The sequence below is a fragment of the Enterococcus mundtii genome (assembly GCF_003957375.1).
Taxonomy (GTDB): Bacteria; Bacillota; Bacilli; order Lactobacillales; family Enterococcaceae; genus Enterococcus_B; species Enterococcus_B spodopteracolus.
This window is the reverse complement of record NZ_CP025473.1, coordinates 1,128,007-1,146,316: the sequence shown is the minus strand read 5'-3', so window position 1 is coordinate 1,146,316 and position 18,310 is coordinate 1,128,007. Positions and strand designations below refer to the sequence as shown.

Genomic DNA, 18,310 nt, shown 5'->3' with positions numbered 1-18,310 from the left:
CACTTTAAATTTTAACAAGGGTCAGGAATCAAATCAATACAAAAGTGTACATTTAAACATTAAAAACATTTAATGTTCGTCTTTATTGCTTTTATTAAGATTAGTTGTTCCTCGTTAAGAAGCGTTTACACATTTATCGATTGGTGATATAGTAGATTTAAAGAAAACAGTTAGAGGTTTCAAGGAGGTAACTAAATGGAAGAACCAAGTACGTCTGCCCAACGCTTTTTACTCGATTTATCTGTTGAAGAAAAATCACGCTTATACAATGATCTACTTGCTATCAAAGATGTTGATGCCTGCATGAAGGATCGAAGTTTTTATACATTTAGAAAACTTCGCCGTGCAGCAAAACGACAATCGGAGTGTCGAAAACGAACATTCCATTACTTAACTCAAAACAACCATGAACTAGTGATCAAACAAATCCATGAGCAAAAGTTATTCAAGCATCATTACCGATTGCTCGTGACCTTCGATCAACAAGAATTTGGCTATACATTTGTTGAAACATTATTGAATCTTCTACATTCCCAACATTTCAATTTGGGGCATCAAATGGCTTATGCTTAACCCAAAAAGAACATCCCTCAGAAGTTAATCTGAAGGATGTTCTTTTTTTCTTGCATTAAAAAAAAATAGTTCTAGCTAGTGATTGTTCGTTTTTTCTCGATCAGTCGAGAAACATTGTTAACATCTATTCTTACTGAATGGTTTATGCTAAACCAACACGTTCAAAAATGACATCCACATTTTTCATATGGTGGTTATAATCAAATGCTTCAGCGATTTCTTCTGGTGTCAAAACAGAAGTGATTGCTTCGTCTTCTTCAAGTAACGGACGGAAGGACACTTGGTTATCCCAAGCATACGCTGTCTTAGGTTGAACAAGATCATAGGCTTCTTCTCTTGTCATCCCTTTATCAATCAATTTCAACATCACACGTTGGCTATAGATCAAGCCAAATGTCGCATCCATGTTACGTTTCATGTTTTCTGGGAATACCGTTAGATTTTTAACGATATTGCCGAAGCGGTTCAACATGTAATCAAGTAGGATCGTTGTATCAGGTAGAATGATCCGTTCTGCAGAAGAATGAGAGATATCTCTTTCGTGCCACAACGAAACATTTTCATAAGCGGTAATCATATGTCCACGGATCACTCGCGCTAAGCCAGCCATATTTTCTGAACCGATCGGATTACGTTTATGTGGCATAGCAGATGAGCCTTTTTGTCCTTTGGCAAAAAATTCTTCGACTTCGCGTGTTTCCGATTTTTGAAGTCCACGAATCTCTGTCGCAAAGCGTTCGATACTGGTCGCAATCAATGACATCGTCGCAAAATATTCGGCATGTAGATCACGTGGTAAAACTTGCGTCGATACTTCTTGCGGACGGATGCCTAGTTTTTCACAGACATATTCTTCAATGAACGGAGGGATATTCGCAAACGTACCAACCGCACCGGAGATTTTCCCTGCTTCTACGCCTTTTGCTGCATGTTCAAAACGTTCGATATTTCGTTTCATCTCAGAATACCAAGTAGCTAATTTAAGGCCGAAAGTCGTTGGCTCAGCATGCACACCATGCGTGCGTCCCATCATGACTGTATACTTATGCTCTTTGGCTTTTTCACCAATGATCGCTGTGAAACGTTTCAAGTCTTCGCGCAAAATGTCATTTGCTTGTTTGATTTGGTAACCATAAGCTGTATCAACCACATCTGTACTTGTTAATCCATAATGGACCCATTTACTTTCGTCGCCAAGTGTTTCCGAAACTGCTCGAGTAAAAGCAACGACATCATGGCGTGTCGATTGCTCAATCTCTAAAATACGAGCGATATCAAAAGACGCGTGTTCACGGATTTTCGCTACATCTTCTTTAGGTATTTCTCCTAATTCAGCCCAAGCCTCATCAGCAAGTATTTCAACTTCTAACCATGCTTGATATTTATTTTGCTCTGTCCAAATATTGCCCATTTCAGGTCGTGTATAACGTTCTAACATCAACTATTCTCCTTTAATCCCAAATATTCGTTTTTTCGATTTCTTTCAATGTCGACTCGATATCTTCTGTCAAAATCGTGATGTGTCCCATCTTACGACCTTTTTTCGCTTGTTTCTTGCCATAGAAATGAAATTTCCAATCTTGTTTTTTCGCAATCAAATTGTAACTTTCTAATAGTTGTTCACCTAAAACGTTGACCATGACTGCATCACTTAACAATGGGACTTTTTTAGGTAAAGGCCAACCGCAAATCCCACGAATATGCGCATCAAATTGTGTCATTCCGCATGCTTCTAAGGTATAATGTCCTGAATTATGTGGACGCGGTGCCAATTCATTCACATACAATCCACCAGTCTTCGTCAAAAACATTTCGACGCCAAGCACACCGGACAAACTCACTGCTTCAGCAACCACTTTAGCAATTCTTTCTGCCTCTTCGATCACATCCGCTGAAACAGATGCTGGCGCAATCGTTTCATGGAGAATATTATTACGGTGGATATTTTCAACAACTGGAAATGTCGTATATTGTCCTTGCCCATTTCCTGCGACCATGATCGATAATTCTTTTTCAAATGGGATCCAAGCTTCTAATACGCAAGTTCCTTCTCTTAAAAGATCCATCGCAGGAGCTAAGTCCGCTCGACTCTTCAGTACATATTGCCCCTTACCGTCATATCCGCCTCGAGTTGTTTTCAAGACACAAGGATAACCGATACCATCGATTGCATCTTGAATATCTGTGGGACTGACGATCGTTGCATGTGGAGCGATCACGATGTTATTTGTTTCTAAAAATGATTTTTCTAGTAGACGATCTTGCGTGATCGCCAACAAATCTGTTCCTTGAGGAATAAATGACATCGGCAAAATCGCATTCAGTGCTTCCACACTCACATTCTCAAATTCGTAGGTGATAACCTCAGTTCGTCTTGCAAGTTCTTCTAGAGCAAACGTATCATCGTAGGAACTTTCAATGTGCCAGTCCGCTACTTGAGCAGCCGGACAATCATTCATCGGATCAAGTACACCGACTTTGAATCCCATCTCTTTTGCACTGATCGCCATCATGCGACCTAACTGTCCACCACCGACGATTCCGATCGTCGAGCCTGGTAATAATGGTTTAACCAAGTTGATCACTACTTTCTATTACAGATTCAACCGACATTGCGCGTCGTTTCGCTAATGCAGCCTCCAACTCTAAATCATACATTGAAAGCATCTGTATCGCAAGTAGACCGGCATTAATTGCGCCTGCTTTTCCAATCGCTGTCGTCGCCACAGGAACGCCGCCTGGCATTTGGACAATGGATAGCAAAGAATCTAATCCGTTCAATGTTCGGCTTTGAACAGGAACACCAATAACCGGTAATGTCGTCTTTGCAGCAACCATCCCAGGTAAATGAGCTGCCCCTCCCGCACCTGCAATAATCACTTTTATACCTTTTTCTCGAGCTTCTTCTGCATACGAAAACATCAAATCTGGTGTTCGATGTGCTGAAACTACTTTCTTTTCAAAAGAAACGCCAAATTCTTTAATAATCTCACACGCATGTTTCATTGTCTCCCAATCCGAGATGCTCCCCATTATTACAGAAATTTTTGCAGCCATTCGTTTCTCCTCTCGATTCGTATTCACTCATATTTTATCAATCGCCCCTATGTAAATCAAGATAAATTCGAATGAAAAAGATATAAATAGGTTTATTGTTCGTTTTTAACAAATTGACTCTTGCTTGTTGAAATCAAGTTTTTTTTTATCCAAATCATTTGTTTTTTTTTAGGATATAACACTTTTTCTTCATGTATCCAAAATGCAGAGAGAATCTGTTCATGAATTTGCTACAATCAAAAAAATTCGTCTGGAACATTCGTCTTCTCGCACCACCTAAAACCGAATAAACGGCAGGAACAAAAGTAATCTCTTCGAAAATAAGGCACCCTCCACAAAAATTCGAAAAACAAATTTCGTGGATGGCGCCTTATTTCTCTAAGCTAAACAGGTCTCTACCCTATTCAGTTACTAGCTATGATTTATAAAAGCAATCTATATTATCACTTCAATGCTTCTTTAATGATTCTCTCGTCTTGTTTTAGTCCGTTAAAAACTAAGTTCAAAACAATTGCTGTGATACTGCTCATAACGATCCCATTTCCTGTGAACATTTGAACTGTTTCAGGTAACTGGCTGAATAATTCGGGCATCAAATTGAAGCCTAAACCAAAACCAATCGACACTGCGGCAATCAATAAATTTTTGTCATTTGTAAAATCTACTTCTAATAGCATCCGGATTCCTTGGATTGCCACCATTCCAAACATGACCAACATCCCGCCACCAAGGACTGGTTCAGGTATGATTTGAGCCACTGCGCCGATTTTAGGGAATAAACCCAAGATGATCAAAAAGAAAGCGGAAAAGTAAATTGGTTTTCTTGTTTTGATTCCTGAAAGTTGTACCAACCCGACATTTTGCGAAAATCCTGTATAAGGAAATGTGTTAAAAATACCACCTAAGATGACGGCTAACCCCTCTGCTCGATAGCCTTTTTTCAACTGCTCTTCCCCGACTTTTTTTCCAGTGATATCTCCTAAGGCAAAATAGACGCCTGTTGATTCTACCATACTTACCATTGAAATGATGATCATCAATAAGATCGACCAGATTTCAAATGTCGGTTTTCCAAAGTAAAAAGGTTGCGGTACGTGAAAAACAGGAGCTTGTCCAATTGCTCCTAGATCGATTCTACCTAAAAAGGCAGCTAAGATACTTCCACCGATCAAACCGATCAAAACCGCAATGGATCGAATGAACCCTTTGCCTAATAATTGCACACCAACGATCAGTAGGATCGTGACAAACGCTAATAATAAATTCGTCAAATCACCAAAGCCTGGAGCAGTTGCACTGCCGCCACCCATTTTTTCGATGGCTACTGGAATCAATGTCAATCCAATCACTGTAATCACTGTTCCAGTAACAATCGGCGGAAATAGCTTTTTGATCTTTGAAAAGAAACCAGCAACTAGCACAACAAAAATCCCTGACGCGATAATCGAGCCATAGATCGCACCGACACCTTCTGTGCTACCGATCAAAATCAACGGTGCAACTGCTTGGATCGCACAACCTAAAACAACTGGTAAACCGATTCCGAAAAAGCGGTTGACAGTCAACTGCAAGAGCGTCGCTAATCCACACATGAAAATATCGATCGAGATAAGATAAGTCATTTGTTCCTGATTAAATCCTAGACCCGTACCGATCAATAACGGTACAGCGACTGCTCCCGCATACATCGCTAATAAATGCTGCAACCCTAAGACTGCTGCTTTTCCATTTTGTGTTTCTTTCTCCACGCTTACGCATCCTCCTCAAGAAAATCTACTTGACCTTCAGAAAGTGATGCCACGCGGGCAAGTGAGACCACTTTTAAGCCCATTTCTTCAAGAAGTTGACGACCGTCTTGGAAGGATTTTTCAATGACGATCCCGATTCCCTCAACACTCGCACCTGCTTGTTGGCACAATTCGATCAACCCTTTTGCCGCTTGACCATTCGCTAAAAAGTCATCAATAATCAAAACTTTATCTTCAGAAGACAAGAATTTACGAGAAATCGATATCGTGCTTGTTACTTGTTTCGTAAATGAATAAACGGATGCCGTCAATAATTCTTCATCCATCGTCAAACTTTTGGCTTTTCTTGCAAAGATCATCGGTACACCGAGCTCTTTGGCCGCAAATAAAGCGGGGGCGATGCCAGAAGCTTCAATCGTCACCACTTTAGTGATTCCTTGTTCTTTAAATACTTCCGCAAAACGTTGGCCCATTTGTTCCATCAAAACTGGATCTACCTGATGAGTAACAAAACTATCTACTTTCAACACGCCTTGACCCAAGACTTGTCCATCTTTATTGATACGTTCAACTAATTCTTTCACTTTATTTACTCCTTTTCTTGCTAATTTCATGCCACTCAAAATAGAAAAAAACATCTCTACTGCTCATGTATAAGCAAAAAAGATGTCTCACTACTTTTTCACTTATAGTCCAACATTTACGGTGCTGGCTAGAAACTGTCATCCTTATTATGACGATATATAAGTTATTCGATATTTGATTGATAAATGATATTTTTAGTAACAAAATAGTTTATTTTTTAAACGATGAAAACAGTCTAACACTTGTTTCTGAAACTTACAACTATATTTCTTGTTTTTCTCATGAAGGATTTATCTTTGGATTAGTCTTGAAAAACCTCATAGTTTTATCCTAACAAACAAAATAGTATTTATGAAATAAAGCAACCTATCCCATAAAGGAAAAGGTTGCTAAAGCCAAGCTTATAACGATCACTATTATCTATGGTTGATTGAATGATATTTATTATCGTTTGGTACTCAATTTGTTTTCTCGATTTTTCGATACTTGTCCATTTTACGACTGAATAACTCTCCGCTACTAGGTGGTGTATAGGTGATCGCATTGGCGCCAGCTTCAATCGTTTCTTTGATGCTTTCTTCCGTGGGACCTCCAGTCGCAATAATCGGTAATTCTGGGTATTTTGCTCGGAAAAAGCGAACAGTGTCTGCTGTATCTTTTCCCGCACTGATATTGATGATCGTAATGCCTGCTGCCAATTTTTCGTCGATTTCTGAGTATTTAGACGTGACTGTACTGATTACCGGTATATCAACCACTTGACAGACATCATGGACAGTCTCTACTGGTGTTGGACCATTCAAAACTACGCCTAATGATCCTTGTGCTTCTGCAAAAAGGCTCATATATGCCGAACGCATCCCTTGTGTCAAGCCACCGCCGACACCTGAAAACACAGGGATATCCGCTGCTTCAATAATGCTTTTCGTAATCGCCGGATGAGGTGTAAAAGGATAAACTGCGATCACCGCATTTGCATTGGTGTTTCTGATGATCGCAATATCCGTGGTGAAGATAATCGAACGTATCAACTTGCCAAAAATTTTAATACCACTTGCTTCCATAATGACCTCTGGGACTCTCACGATATCCTTACGTAATTCTGTCATTATTTCTGGAACAAATAAATCTGTCATCCGTACACTTCCGTTCTTTTCTGATTATTGATCGTATTGATTTAACTGGTAAGTTTCAATCACATGTATGATTTTATCAGCATATGTCGGATCTGTCGCATATCCTGCAGCCTGTAACGCATGAGCTGCTTCAATATAATTGGTCGCAGTGATCACATTTGCATACAAGGCAGAATTCCAATCGACACCATTGACAAATAAAGCCGTGTGGTCATCCATTGATTGTTCCCATGAAGAATAGACTCGAAAGTCTCCTTGAATGGTGATCCATTCTTCATTGATATATTCTTTTGTTTCCAGATTGACTTTTTGTTCGTTCCCAAAGGCTTTGACTCCAAATAAGTTCTTATATTTACTGGCAAGCGTACTATTACCCCAATCAGATTCAAGGATGGCTTGCCCAATAATGATACTTGGCAAAACGCCATAGCCTTGTTGTAGTTCTTTCGCATGCGGAACTAATGCGTTGATAAATTCTTGATGAGTCAGTGTTTCTTGTTGCTGCGCTTCCGTAGAGTAGGGTGATGACAAACTTCTCAAAGAAAAAACAAAAGCCATCATGATCAACATACTCCCTAAAACCACAGCAAACCAGCGATTATTTTTGCGCCTTTGTTTTTTCCATTTTTTTTTTGCCATCTCTTATTCCTACTTTTCTTTTAGTTGATCCAAGTACTCCTCCATCGTTAAATCGTTTGATGTAATATATTCTGCACTTTCTTTGCCTACATAACGTAGGTGCCAAGGTTCGTAAGTGATTTTTGTAATATCTTCTCGACCTTTTGGATAACGGATAATAAAGCCATATTTAGAGGCATTGTCCGCAAGCCATTTCGCACCTGGTTCATCACCATATTTTTCATCCAATACAGTATTGGGATAATTGTTGTACCATGTTTCATCGACCACATCCACAGCTAAACCTGTATGGTGTTCACTGTAACCCGGTTCTGTCATAGTTTTTTTCGTAATCGCGGTCGCCTCTTCTTCGGTGACTCCCTGACTACTCATTACCTGTTGGACATTTTGAGCGAACACTTCTCGTTGTGTCGCAACTGAGCGATAAGCCGATACCATAACTAAAGGAAAGCCCGCAGCTTTAGCTGCGTTAGCCAATTCTTCATAATCAGCTTTGATACGTTTGTCGATCAGATAGCCATTATCTAGCGCAGCCAATTGGTTGGCTTCATCGATTTCTCTCTCGATTTTATGATCAGGTCCTACCAATACTAGCGACCAATCATCCAACTTAACATCTGGCAAATCACTAGAGGTTGCTTTTTTTGTTGCTTTTTCTGTACTTTCTTCTGTCGCACTCGTCGTGTTTGTTTGTTCTGTCTTTGAATTATCAGCTTGAGCTTTCGTATCCGTCCGACTCTCACTAACAACCAGATAGCCCATCGCAACAATCATGATCACGACTGAGATAACGCCTAAAATTTTATTCACGCAAAAAATCCTTTCATTCCCTTTCTGGCTCCACTTTCTCACTAACGTAAGTTTCTTCTAGATTTTCATTTACCCAATCTAACAACTCGATTTTCTCCCCTTCGATTTGCTTTTGAACTTCTGCTGGTAACCGAAAGTTCAAAATGTCATCATAACCCCACTCATCATATTGAATACTGACTTTCAAGTCAAGATATCCATTGACAATTTGATCGTTTTTTAAAGGGAGCAACTCTACATTCGCACTGCCATTACTTACCCATTTCTGAGCAATACGTGTTTTGATTTGCTTATATTCGGCTACTGCAACGTTTCTTTTTTCAGGGAAAATAATGGTTTGACGTAGAATTTTTTGCGTCAACATCCATTCATAGTCTGTAAAAAGATTTTTCACTTTTTGCATGGCCTCGGATGGTAAGTTTTGTTCACCACGCTTCCAAGCTTGCCAAGTTGTTTCATCCACCAATAGATAAGTATCTAAGAAATTTTCTTCTGTTTCAAATTGTTCGAGTAAAACACTCATAATAAGATCAACGTATACTTGATGCATCGCAATCTCCTCCTCCATCTTATTCTACTTAAATTAAGTCAAAAAATCATCTATTAGAACATTTCTTTCACTTTTTTTTAGAAAGCAATTCTTTAAAACGAGTGGATCTCCTTTTTTTGATATAATAATAGCGAAACCAAGAGTATTCAACTAAATACTCTTATATTAAATATATCACGTCAAGGAGAGATGAAAAATGAAAAAATACCAATGGGGCATTGTTGGTCTAGGATCGATTGCTAACGAATTTGCAGAAAACTTCGATCAAACATCAAGTGAATTGGTTGCTGTTGCATCACGAACGTTGGAAAAAGCACAGGATTTTGCTACACGCCATTCTATCAAAAAAGCGTATGGCGATTATCATAAAATGTTACAAGATGCTGAAATTGATATCGTGTATATCGCTGTTCCGAATCGGCAACATATCGACTACATCCTTCCTGCCTTGGAAGCTGGGAAACATGTCTTATGCGAAAAAGCCATCACGATGAATAAGGCAGAACTTCAACAAGCCATCCAATTAGCCGAACAAAAACAGCTGATCTTGGCAGAAGCGATGACGATTTTCAACATGCCTTTGTATCATCAACTTCGTTCAATGATCGATTCAGGCAAGTTAGGTGCATTAAAGATGATCCAAGCACCTTTTGGCAGTTACAAAGAACCTGATCCGACCAACCGCTTCTTCAACCCTGATTTAGCAGGTGGAGCATTACTTGACATTGGAACCTATGCTGTTTCATTTGCTCGATTCTTTTTGAGCTCACAACCCGAAGTCATCGCCTCTCGTATGATTCCATTTAAAACAGGTGTCGATGAACAATCTGTAACGATCTTGCAAAATAAAGAAAATGAACTAGCTACGATCAACTTGACCTTCCAAGCAAAAATGCCAAAAGTCGGAATCGTTGCTTTTGAAAATGGGTATATCTCGATCAATGATTATCCTAGAGCTGACCAAGCCGAAATTATTTATACTGACGGTACAAAAGAATTGATCGAAAGTGGCCATCGTGCACAAGCAATGAATTATGAAATTGAAAATATGGTAAAAATGATCGAAGGAGAACTTCCAAACCGTTCCCTGTATTTAACCACCGAAGTGATTGCACTCTTAGATGATATGCAAGACCATTGGAAGAATAATAAATAAACAAAATAAAAATAAGACGAAGCGAGAATGGCCTTCTCATCGCTTCGTCTTATTTATTCACCTTTCCGTATCCACTATCATCTGCTGAGAAAATTCTACTTTTATTTCAATAAAACTTTTGAAAGACTGTAAAAATTGAAACAATTCTGCACGATCTTCAAATTCACTTCGAGTAGTCGGCAATGGCATTTGACGATACATCCCATAGACCTCTTCGATCCGTGTCAATATTTCTTTGCCATCATTTGATTCAGAAAATGTCTCCGCTGTATAGATTAATAAGCCGTAAATATGGTTGCTATAAGGCACTGGGTCCTGGATATAAGCTAAATTTTCTTGCATATCTTGGATCACATTGATCTGAGCCCGTCGCATAGAAAAATAGGTTTCATAGTATTGATTTTGTCTAAGCAAGTTATTCTCTTGATGATTCCGTGCATATGCCTGGCTTTCTCGAATATAAACTTGTAACTCTTTGCATAACCCTCGATTTTCGTAAGCTTCACCAGAAAGCAAAAAGTCTGCCATGTTCTTCAAAAGAAGACGAAATCGTTCTTCGATGATCACTTGATTTTGCTTTAAACGTTTTTTACTATCTGGCATATAGACATTAGATAACAAAGCAAAGCCTACACCAATGATCATCAAGGCTGCTTCGTTTGTGATCAATTGCCAACTCATACTTTGTTCACTAAGATAATGAGTGATCAAGACTGAGTTTACAACGATTCCTTCTGTCAATTTGAACCGCACGGCGATTGGAATAAAAAATAATAGAAAGACACTGAAACTGATGATTCGATAGCCCAAAAATGTAAAACACATATAGGCAATAAGTGTAGCGACAATAAATGCAGCGATTCGATAGATCCCAGTCGTCAAGGTGGAGCGACGAGTATTTCCTACGCTTAACAACGCAATAATACCGGCAGATGGCCAGAACAATAAGGAAAAGTAGTTTGCAGCCATCATGGAAGCAAATACACTGATGATCGTTTTTACCGTTCTCATTCCAATACGCATGATTGGCTCCTTTCTTTTTATTGAATTATACTAAATTCGTTCATGAAAAACTAGCAATCCAAGGTAAGTTTAGTTATGATATTGTAAAGAAGGTAAAGGAGAGTATACTATGCAATTTGGACGCTTTCGACTTGGTATGCGTACAATGAAGAGTGCTTTAGCCGTTTTCTTATGTATTTTGATCTTTCATCTCTTTGATCGTGGCATTCCAATGATTGCTGCCCTATCTGCTGTTTTTTCCTTGCGCCAAGATTTGACGACGACCTTTTCTTTTGGGCGCTCGCGTATTATTGGCAATCTACTCGGTGGCGGATTAGGAATTTTCTATTTTTTTGTAAAAAGTTACTTCCACAATGATTTTTTAGTTGAACTGATCGTTCTCCCACTTTTAGTGATCATTGTGATCGTCTTATCTGACGGTATCAATAATAATTCTGGGATCATTGCTGCTATTGCAACATTATTGCTGATCTCTTTAAGTATCCCTCAAGGAGAGTCAGCCTTCTATGCGATTGAGCGGGTTTTCGATACATTCATCGGGACATTTATTGCTATCGGTATCAATTTTTGCTTGCGTCCGCCAGAAGTTGAAAAAAAAGAAGAGATTGTCGAGGACTTAGAAGAATTAAGAAAAAAAGAGCAGGCTTTACTTGAAAGTCTTGAAGAAGTAAAAGCACAGATTCGTGAGCAAAACGAATATAAATAGTAAAAAATGAAAGACTCAGAGGAAATGATCCTTTGAGTCTTTCTTATTTCATTCAGTGGGTTCATTTGATCCTTCATAGACATTCAATTGTCTAGAATTTCCACGAGTGGAAAGATTCTCAATGATATCTTTGATGTCCAATCCAGTTGTTTCTTTCAACGTTTCTTGTGTCGTCGACAACAAGTTTGTCGCATAGCTTGTTACTCGATTGGCGCCACCTGCTTCACCTGAGGAGTTTCCTGTATCAACAACAGAGATTTTTTCGATATTGCCTAGCGGTTGTGCCGCTTCACGCATTAATTGAGGCAACATTTCGATCACCATGCTAAGCACAGCAGCTTCTCCATATTCTTTGAACGCATCTGCGATTTTTTGTTTTGCTTCTGCTTCCGCTTTCCCTTTTGCTAACGTGGCTTCTGCCTCGGCTTGTCCAGCTAAACGAGTTTGGTTGGCTTGGGCTTGGGCTAAGGCTTCGATTCTAAATTGTTCTGCTTCTGCCTCAGTCACTTCTTTGACTTTTTGCGCTTGGGCTTCTTGTTCTTTGGCGTAACGATCCGCATCGGCTTTTTTCTTCACTTCAGAATCGTATTGTTTTTCACGACGAATGATTTCTTTTTCTTCTAATTCGATTTGTTTTTGACGTTCGACGACTTTTACTTGCATCTCTTGTTCAATTACTTGTTGTTGTTCTCTGGCACTTTCTAAATTATACGCTTGATCAGCCTTTGCTCGTGCCACATCTTGTTCCTGTTTATAGGTAGCTAATTTCAATTCTTTTTCTTTTAAAGATTCGGCGATTTCTGTTTGGCGTTGTAATTCTGCGGCTTGAGATTCTTTCTCTGCTTCCGCCTTTTTGATACGCGTTTCTTTTAGTGCTTCTGCTTCTGCAATATCTGCATCACGTTTGACTTGAGCAATCCGTGGTTTTCCTAAAGAATCCAAATAACCATTTTTATCACGGACTTCTTTGATCGTGAACGAAACAATGATCAATCCCATTTTTGCTAGATCCACCGAGGCAACTTCTTGCACACTTTGGCTGAATTTGTCACGATTTTGGTAAATTTCTTCTACTGTCATCGAACCTAAGATCGACCGCAAATGACCTTCTAATACTTCACGCGCTTCATTTTCAAGTTCTTCTCGCGTTTTGCCTAGAAATTGTTCCGCTGCTGTCGCAATTTCTTCGACAGAAGAACCAATCTTGATGATCGAAGTACCATCACACATCACCGGCACACCCTGCTCTGTATAAACCTCTGGGGTAGATACGTCTAATTTACTTGATAATAAACTGATGCGATTCGAACGTTGGAAAACTGGTAGTACGAATGCACCTCCACCGCGGACGATTTTGATTTTATTGTTGCTCTCGTCGGCATGGACATTTTTACTTCCCAAGTAACTACCACTGATGATCAATGCTTCGTCAGGTTTTGCCGTTTGGTACTTAGCGACAAAGACGATCAATAACATTAAAACGATCAACACTGCTAAAACAATTGCAACAAACACTCCAGATATTTCCATTTCTTCCACTCCTTTACATTTTCAACATACTTTCGTACGGTGTAACATAACAAACACGGTCTCTTACTTCAATGATCAAAACCTTTTCGCCACGTCCAATCATTTTCTCTTGGGGCGTATAAAAACAAGCAGGGCGACTGATTGAACCAGTCACACTTTTTAATTGGATTTCTCCCATTCCCTGGATCGGTATCGGGGTCACCACTGTCGCGATTTGACCTTCTAATGTTTTTTCAGAAGTTGATAGCGTCGATTCTGCGTGCTTCATCGGCATCAAGATATAAAAATTCAACAAAAAAACTAAAACGGTTGCAATAATCGCGCTGATCACGAAAATCACTAACGAGGACTGGTCGGTCAAGGATTCACCTAAATAACCTAATAAACTGGTAAAAGTCAACCAGGGAACGATCAGCATCGGATCAATAGGTCCATCAAAATCAAAGACATCTCCAAAAATAACAAGTAATACTGCAACCCCAGCGCATATGAGTAAAACGTACCAGTAAATCGTGATGATTGCGATTCCTCCTATCATCTCATTCGCCTCCTTTGTGTACAAGATTATCATATCATACTAACCTATATAATTAACCTACTTTGGATAAAGTTTTCACTTTTAGTCCGCTTGGTTTTGGATTATACTAACATAGGAGGTGAAAGAATGAAAAATTTAAAAAAACTATGGGGTACATTGATCTCTATAGTTGTTTTTGGCGCAATTGGCTTTATCGGAATGGATCGAGTGAATGTAGAACAACCAATCTCAAGGGATTACAGTGAATCTAGTTATACTGATTCAATCGATAGTGAATCGGGTGTTTCCACTGACCAACGATCAAACATGAGTACATATAGTATGGAATCTTCTGATAAACCAGTCGAAAGTACAAGCAAAAGTGAAACTACTATCACAAGTAGTATACCTAACTCATCTGAACCAAGAAATAACGGCTTACCTCAAGAAGAAGACTTAGCACCGACTGGAAACAATCCTGGGCCACAAGAATTAGGAACAGCTTCCTTTGATATCGCTGAGCTCTCAACAAACAAAGGATGGATCGAGTATCATGAACTTGATCGATTAGGACGTCCCACTGGTGCGGATGCCTTATTGGAAAAATCAATGATCAATACAGGAACCAGCGCAAACCGTGAGATCCGTCCTCCTGGATTTATTTCTGGACCCAGATATGATCATTCTCGCGGACATCTGATTGCTAAACAGTTTGGTGGTAGTGGCGACGACGAAAGAAATCTAGTTACTCTGTTTCAATTTCCAGTCAACGATCCTTACATGAACTACTATGAACTAAAAATCCGTAAGGCGTTGAATCAAGGTGAAACTGTACGCTATCGTGTTACTCCACATTATGTTGGCGATGAACTCGTTCCTGAAAGTATCGAGTTAGAGGCAAAAGGAACAGGCAATAATCCAACGATTGATTTTACGGTTTTGATACCAAATAAAAAGTAGGTGAAACGATTGTTTGAACAATTGAAGCAAAATCGTACATTAGAAGAAACACTCACATGGCTGGAAGAAAACGAGCTGTTCGATTATGAGGAACTTGTGTTTTTCCCTTCTTACCAACATTTCAAAGCTAGTATTCTGCGAACAATCCATTATACTTCCCTGGATGAAGCGGATATCGCGAATCTCCTTTCATCCTTTCACTTGGTTGCTCGCACGATCGATGGTGATTATCTCTTAGCAAATGAAAAAGCGGTTTGTTTGTTTCCGCGCTCTCACCAAAAAGAAGAAATCAAGCGATTTAATGGGAGTTTTGCCGATCTACTAATAGGATACGCAAACTCTTCGAAATCGATTGTCGAATTTTTTAACTTTTCTACTAACTAAGGTTGCTCGTATTAACAATGACAGAATGGGCTTTATATTTGAACATTTAACAAAAAACGTATCGCGCATGTTTAGGTATATGAAACAAAATATTGTACAAAAAAACGTCCGAAATGATCATTCTCATTTCGGGCGTTTCTACTAACTTATTTTATAAACTAGTTTCTTCTTCCAACGTTACTTGGGTTTAGTGTGAATAAAGAGCACCTAGTTACTTTGGTATCTTTATATGTTTTATTTCAACAATATGAATGATCAAGCACCTACCCTGTAACTTCTAGCTGATAAAACATATTTTTCAATTTCTACTAAGAAGAATAAAAGCAATCCAGGTAAAAGACTGATGACGACTTCCGTACTGGATAGTAGGTTTGTTCCTAAAGCTATTCTTAATGGGGGGAACCAGATCATCGCGGCTTGAAGCAAGATCATGATCCCAATCGAATAAAACAATGCGGTATTTTTCCATAATCCTCTATCTAAACTAAATTCGCTAATCCTACGACAATTGATCATATAGAAGGCTTGACCAAACACCATCGCATTGATCAACACCGTCTGACGTGCATCGTTTGAGACATATTCCATCGCAGTTAAGCCCAAGATCGTCAAGATCAACCCTACATATAAAATGCGCATTAATGCATATCGTGACAAAATCCGTTCATTCAATGATCGTGGTCGTCGACTCATCACTTGTTTTTCTGCCCGTTCAAATCCTAAAGTATAGGACAAGGTGATCGAAGCAACTAGATTCAACCATAGGATTTGCACAGTCGTCAAAGGTAATGGGTAGTTTCCGATCAATGAGAAAAGTAACAATAACCCTTGCGCCAAACATGTTGGTAAATAAAAGAGAATCGTTTTCTTCAAGTTGTCGAATATCCGACGTCCTTCTTTGACTGCATAAGCGATCGTCTTAAAATTATCATCGACTAAAACCATATCTGCTGCTTGCTTACTAACATCGCTCCCTTTAATTCCCATAGCAATCCCGACGTCAGCTTTTTTCAATGCTGGTGCATCATTTACACCATCGCCGGTCATCCCAACAATTTCATCTTGCGCTTGTAAATAAGAAACGATTGCCAATTTGTGTTCTGGTGTCGTTCGCGCAAATACATCGTTTTCACTTACTGCTCGTTGCCATTGTTGCTCTGACAGTTGATTCAGCTCTTTTCCTGTGATTGCTGTTTGATGATTTTGCAATCCTAGTTGTTTTGCGATGGCTTTCGCTGTCAGTGGATGATCGCCTGTGATCATTTTGACACGTATTCCAGCTTGTTGCATCGATTTCACTGCTGCGATTGCTGACTCTTTTGGTGGGTCGATCACACCGCATAAGCCAATCATTGTCAATGCTTCATCCAGTGCATCATGAGATAAGTCTTCATCGCTGATTTCTTTCATCGCAAAAGCTAACACACGTTGCCCTTGACTCGCTAAATCCTCATTTTTCTTATGCCAACGTTTTTTATCGATCGATTGGCTCATACCTCTAGCATCCATTTGTTGTCCCGCTTTTCCGATCAATACATCCGGTGCACCTTTTACGAACAAGATATGCTTCCCATTGATCTCATGAACAGTCCCCATGTATTTATACGCTGAATCAAAAGGAATTTTGGCAATAGGTGAATGGATCATTGCCTGTTGCGTATTTGTATAACGTAATAACGCAAGTTCTGTTGCATTTCCTGTTTCAGGACACTCCCCATCTGCTAATTGTGTTTCTTGACAATTATGCATTGCTTGTAACAAATATTCTTCGACTTTTGTAGGTGCTGCTTGTGCAAATGATTCAGGCGTATGCCAATCATTTAATGTCGCTATTTGAACTAAAGACATTTCATTTTTTGTCAATGTCCCTGTCTTATCTGAACAAATGACCGTCATCGCACCTAAAGTTTCTACTGTAGGCAATGTTTTTACGATGGCATTCTTCTTTGCCATTCGATTCACGCCAATCGACAAAATGATCGTTAAAATCGACGGCAGGCCTTCTGGAATCGAAGAAACGATCAAAGCAATGATCGCCGTAACAATATAGCCCCATGTCATGCCATAATAAAAATACGAAACAAGAGCAAGCAATAAAATCAACGCACTGATTCCTTTGAATATACCTGTATTCATTTCCTTGATTTTCTTCAATAATGGGGTTTCTTGTTCTTCAACAGTTGATAAAGAATGACTGATTTTACCGATTTGAGTATTCGAACCTACTTCAACAACTACACCTAATCCATTGCCAGATTCAACTTTTGTGCCCGAAAAAGCCATATTTATTTGTTCAGCTAATTCTGTATTTTCAGGTAAGCTCTCAACCGTTTTACTGACAGAATGTGTTTCTCCTGTTAAAATCGCCTCATCCACTTGTAAATTGAAAGATTCGATGATCCGAACATCTGCTGGTACGATATCTCCAGCAGTCAAGACTACTTGATCCCCGACGACCAAGTCTGCTGGATCGATTTCTCTTTTTTTTCCATCCTCTAAAATCACTGCTTTATCACTCAATAATCCTTTGATACTATCTAAAGAAGAAGCTGCTTTTCGTTCTTGGAAGTACCCGATCATCGCATTTAGAAAAACAACTAAAAAGATCATGCCACCTTCCATCAATGCACCAGTTGCTACTTTCAATATCGCTGCACCTAATAAGATGTACATCAACGCATCATGGAAATAAGATAAGAATTTTTGCCATTCTGGTGTTTGATCTTTTTCTTCCATTTTATTTTTTCCATATTTTTGTTGACGTTCCAGCCGATCACTCTCTGTGATATATTCTGTGACTTGAACTTGTTTGATTGTTTCTTCCGTTGACTTATTATACCATTCCATACTTTTTATCCTCCAACACTGACTAATCTATAATCAGATTACAGGTTAGAGTAACTCTAAGGTCAAGGGTTTAGTGTAAATAATTTAAA

The 18,310-nt window shown here is 39.1% G+C and carries 18 protein-coding genes and 1 riboswitch; of the genes, 5 read left to right on the top strand and 13 right to left on the bottom strand.

The features are described 5' to 3' along the window. Positions 1-195: 195 nt before the first annotated feature. Positions 196-573: a hypothetical protein gene (locus CYK55_RS05775; RefSeq protein WP_126134041.1), complete on the top strand. Its 378-nt coding sequence runs from the start codon at positions 196-198 to the stop codon at positions 571-573. Positions 574-715: 142 nt separating this feature from the next. Here the strand turns inward: CYK55_RS05775 and purB are convergent, their stop codons facing one another. The 9 genes from purB to CYK55_RS05730 form a co-directional block, all read right to left on the bottom strand. Next, complete coding sequence (gene purB / locus CYK55_RS05770) at positions 716-2,011, bottom strand: adenylosuccinate lyase (RefSeq protein ID WP_034690182.1); 1,296 nt, start codon at positions 2,009-2,011, stop codon at positions 716-718. 13 nt (positions 2,012-2,024) lie between these two features. Next, a complete protein-coding gene (purK, locus tag CYK55_RS05765) occupies positions 2,025-3,149 on the bottom strand; it encodes a 5-(carboxyamino)imidazole ribonucleotide synthase (RefSeq protein WP_200868976.1) in 1,125 nt (374 codons plus the stop codon). Then, positions 3,142-3,630, bottom strand: coding sequence for a 5-(carboxyamino)imidazole ribonucleotide mutase (purE, locus tag CYK55_RS05760; RefSeq protein WP_034690184.1), 489 nt, complete (start codon positions 3,628-3,630; stop codon positions 3,142-3,144). Before purE ends, purK begins: the two co-directional genes overlap by 8 nt. Before the next feature lie 443 nt (positions 3,631-4,073). Further along, positions 4,074-5,378, bottom strand: a complete 1,305-nt coding sequence (locus tag CYK55_RS05755) for a nucleobase:cation symporter-2 family protein (protein ID WP_019723457.1) — start codon at positions 5,376-5,378, stop codon at positions 4,074-4,076. Between the two features lie 2 nt (positions 5,379-5,380). Next, positions 5,381-5,962, bottom strand: coding sequence for a xanthine phosphoribosyltransferase (locus CYK55_RS05750; RefSeq protein WP_034690212.1), 582 nt, complete (start codon positions 5,960-5,962; stop codon positions 5,381-5,383). Between the two features lie 85 nt (positions 5,963-6,047). Beyond that, a riboswitch (purine riboswitch) is annotated at positions 6,048-6,145 on the bottom strand. Positions 6,146-6,421: 276 nt separating this feature from the next. Then, the gene (locus tag CYK55_RS05745; protein ID WP_034690185.1) at positions 6,422-7,099 is read right to left on the bottom strand and encodes a hydrolase; all 678 of its coding nucleotides are present in this window, start codon (positions 7,097-7,099) and stop codon (positions 6,422-6,424) included. A 24-nt stretch (positions 7,100-7,123) separates the two neighbouring features. Next, positions 7,124-7,738: a glycoside hydrolase family 73 protein gene (locus CYK55_RS05740; protein WP_126134040.1), complete on the bottom strand. Its 615-nt coding sequence runs from the start codon at positions 7,736-7,738 to the stop codon at positions 7,124-7,126. Positions 7,739-7,747: 9 nt separating this feature from the next. Further along, a complete protein-coding gene (locus CYK55_RS05735; RefSeq protein WP_126134039.1) occupies positions 7,748-8,548 on the bottom strand; it encodes a M15 family metallopeptidase in 801 nt (266 codons plus the stop codon). 13 nt (positions 8,549-8,561) lie between these two features. After that, positions 8,562-9,098, bottom strand: a complete 537-nt coding sequence (locus tag CYK55_RS05730) for a hypothetical protein (protein ID WP_034690189.1) — start codon at positions 9,096-9,098, stop codon at positions 8,562-8,564. A 196-nt stretch (positions 9,099-9,294) separates the two neighbouring features. Between CYK55_RS05730 and CYK55_RS05725 the strand changes: the two genes are divergently transcribed. Next, positions 9,295-10,254: a Gfo/Idh/MocA family protein gene (locus tag CYK55_RS05725; protein WP_034690191.1), complete on the top strand. Its 960-nt coding sequence runs from the start codon at positions 9,295-9,297 to the stop codon at positions 10,252-10,254. Between the two features lie 57 nt (positions 10,255-10,311). Here CYK55_RS05725 and CYK55_RS05720 read toward each other — a convergent pair whose 3' ends face one another. After that, positions 10,312-11,277, bottom strand: coding sequence for an aromatic acid exporter family protein (locus tag CYK55_RS05720; protein ID WP_034690193.1), 966 nt, complete (start codon positions 11,275-11,277; stop codon positions 10,312-10,314). Between the two features lie 109 nt (positions 11,278-11,386). Here CYK55_RS05720 and CYK55_RS05715 point away from each other — a divergent pair, with 109 nt between their 5' ends. Beyond that, complete coding sequence (locus tag CYK55_RS05715; protein ID WP_034690195.1) at positions 11,387-11,983, top strand: FUSC family protein; 597 nt, start codon at positions 11,387-11,389, stop codon at positions 11,981-11,983. Positions 11,984-12,031: 48 nt separating this feature from the next. Here the strand turns inward: CYK55_RS05715 and CYK55_RS05710 are convergent, their stop codons facing one another. Both CYK55_RS05710 and CYK55_RS05705 read right to left on the bottom strand, forming a co-directional pair. Further along, the gene (locus tag CYK55_RS05710) at positions 12,032-13,513 is read right to left on the bottom strand and encodes a flotillin family protein (RefSeq protein WP_034690198.1); all 1,482 of its coding nucleotides are present in this window, start codon (positions 13,511-13,513) and stop codon (positions 12,032-12,034) included. A 13-nt stretch (positions 13,514-13,526) separates the two neighbouring features. Then, complete coding sequence (locus tag CYK55_RS05705) at positions 13,527-14,051, bottom strand: NfeD family protein (RefSeq protein ID WP_034690200.1); 525 nt, start codon at positions 14,049-14,051, stop codon at positions 13,527-13,529. 126 nt (positions 14,052-14,177) lie between these two features. Here CYK55_RS05705 and CYK55_RS05700 point away from each other — a divergent pair, with 126 nt between their 5' ends. Further along, the gene (locus CYK55_RS05700) at positions 14,178-14,990 is read left to right on the top strand and encodes a DNA/RNA non-specific endonuclease (protein WP_034690202.1); all 813 of its coding nucleotides are present in this window, start codon (positions 14,178-14,180) and stop codon (positions 14,988-14,990) included. 9 nt (positions 14,991-14,999) lie between these two features. After that, positions 15,000-15,374, top strand: coding sequence for a hypothetical protein (locus CYK55_RS05695; RefSeq protein ID WP_034690204.1), 375 nt, complete (start codon positions 15,000-15,002; stop codon positions 15,372-15,374). 255 nt (positions 15,375-15,629) lie between these two features. Here the strand turns inward: CYK55_RS05695 and CYK55_RS05690 are convergent, their stop codons facing one another. Beyond that, on the bottom strand, positions 15,630-18,221 hold the full coding sequence (locus tag CYK55_RS05690) for an HAD-IC family P-type ATPase (RefSeq protein WP_126134038.1): 2,592 nt from the start codon (positions 18,219-18,221) through the stop codon (positions 15,630-15,632). Positions 18,222-18,310 lie beyond the last annotated feature (89 nt).

What these genes read in the sequence shown, in the direction of transcription:
- CYK55_RS05740 (WP_126134040.1), bottom strand. Translation starts at nt 7,738, where the DNA reads ATGGCAAAAAAAAAATGGAAAAAACAAAGGCGCAAAAATAATCGCTGG.
- CYK55_RS05730 (WP_034690189.1), bottom strand. Translation starts at nt 9,098, where the DNA reads ATGCATCAAGTATACGTTGATCTTATTATGAGTGTTTTACTCGAACAA.
- CYK55_RS05710 (WP_034690198.1), bottom strand. Translation starts at nt 13,513, where the DNA reads ATGGAAATATCTGGAGTGTTTGTTGCAATTGTTTTAGCAGTGTTGATC.
- CYK55_RS05720 (WP_034690193.1), bottom strand. Translation starts at nt 11,277, where the DNA reads ATGCGTATTGGAATGAGAACGGTAAAAACGATCATCAGTGTATTTGCT.
- CYK55_RS05700 (WP_034690202.1), top strand. Translation starts at nt 14,178, where the DNA reads ATGAAAAATTTAAAAAAACTATGGGGTACATTGATCTCTATAGTTGTT.
- purE (WP_034690184.1), bottom strand. Translation starts at nt 3,630, where the DNA reads ATGGCTGCAAAAATTTCTGTAATAATGGGGAGCATCTCGGATTGGGAG.
- CYK55_RS05690 (WP_126134038.1), bottom strand. Translation starts at nt 18,221, where the DNA reads ATGGAATGGTATAATAAGTCAACGGAAGAAACAATCAAACAAGTTCAA.
- purB (WP_034690182.1), bottom strand. Translation starts at nt 2,011, where the DNA reads ATGTTAGAACGTTATACACGACCTGAAATGGGCAATATTTGGACAGAG.
- CYK55_RS05725 (WP_034690191.1), top strand. Translation starts at nt 9,295, where the DNA reads ATGAAAAAATACCAATGGGGCATTGTTGGTCTAGGATCGATTGCTAAC.
- CYK55_RS05745 (WP_034690185.1), bottom strand. Translation starts at nt 7,099, where the DNA reads ATGACAGATTTATTTGTTCCAGAAATAATGACAGAATTACGTAAGGAT.
- CYK55_RS05715 (WP_034690195.1), top strand. Translation starts at nt 11,387, where the DNA reads ATGCAATTTGGACGCTTTCGACTTGGTATGCGTACAATGAAGAGTGCT.
- CYK55_RS05705 (WP_034690200.1), bottom strand. Translation starts at nt 14,051, where the DNA reads ATGATAGGAGGAATCGCAATCATCACGATTTACTGGTACGTTTTACTC.
- CYK55_RS05775 (WP_126134041.1), top strand. Translation starts at nt 196, where the DNA reads ATGGAAGAACCAAGTACGTCTGCCCAACGCTTTTTACTCGATTTATCT.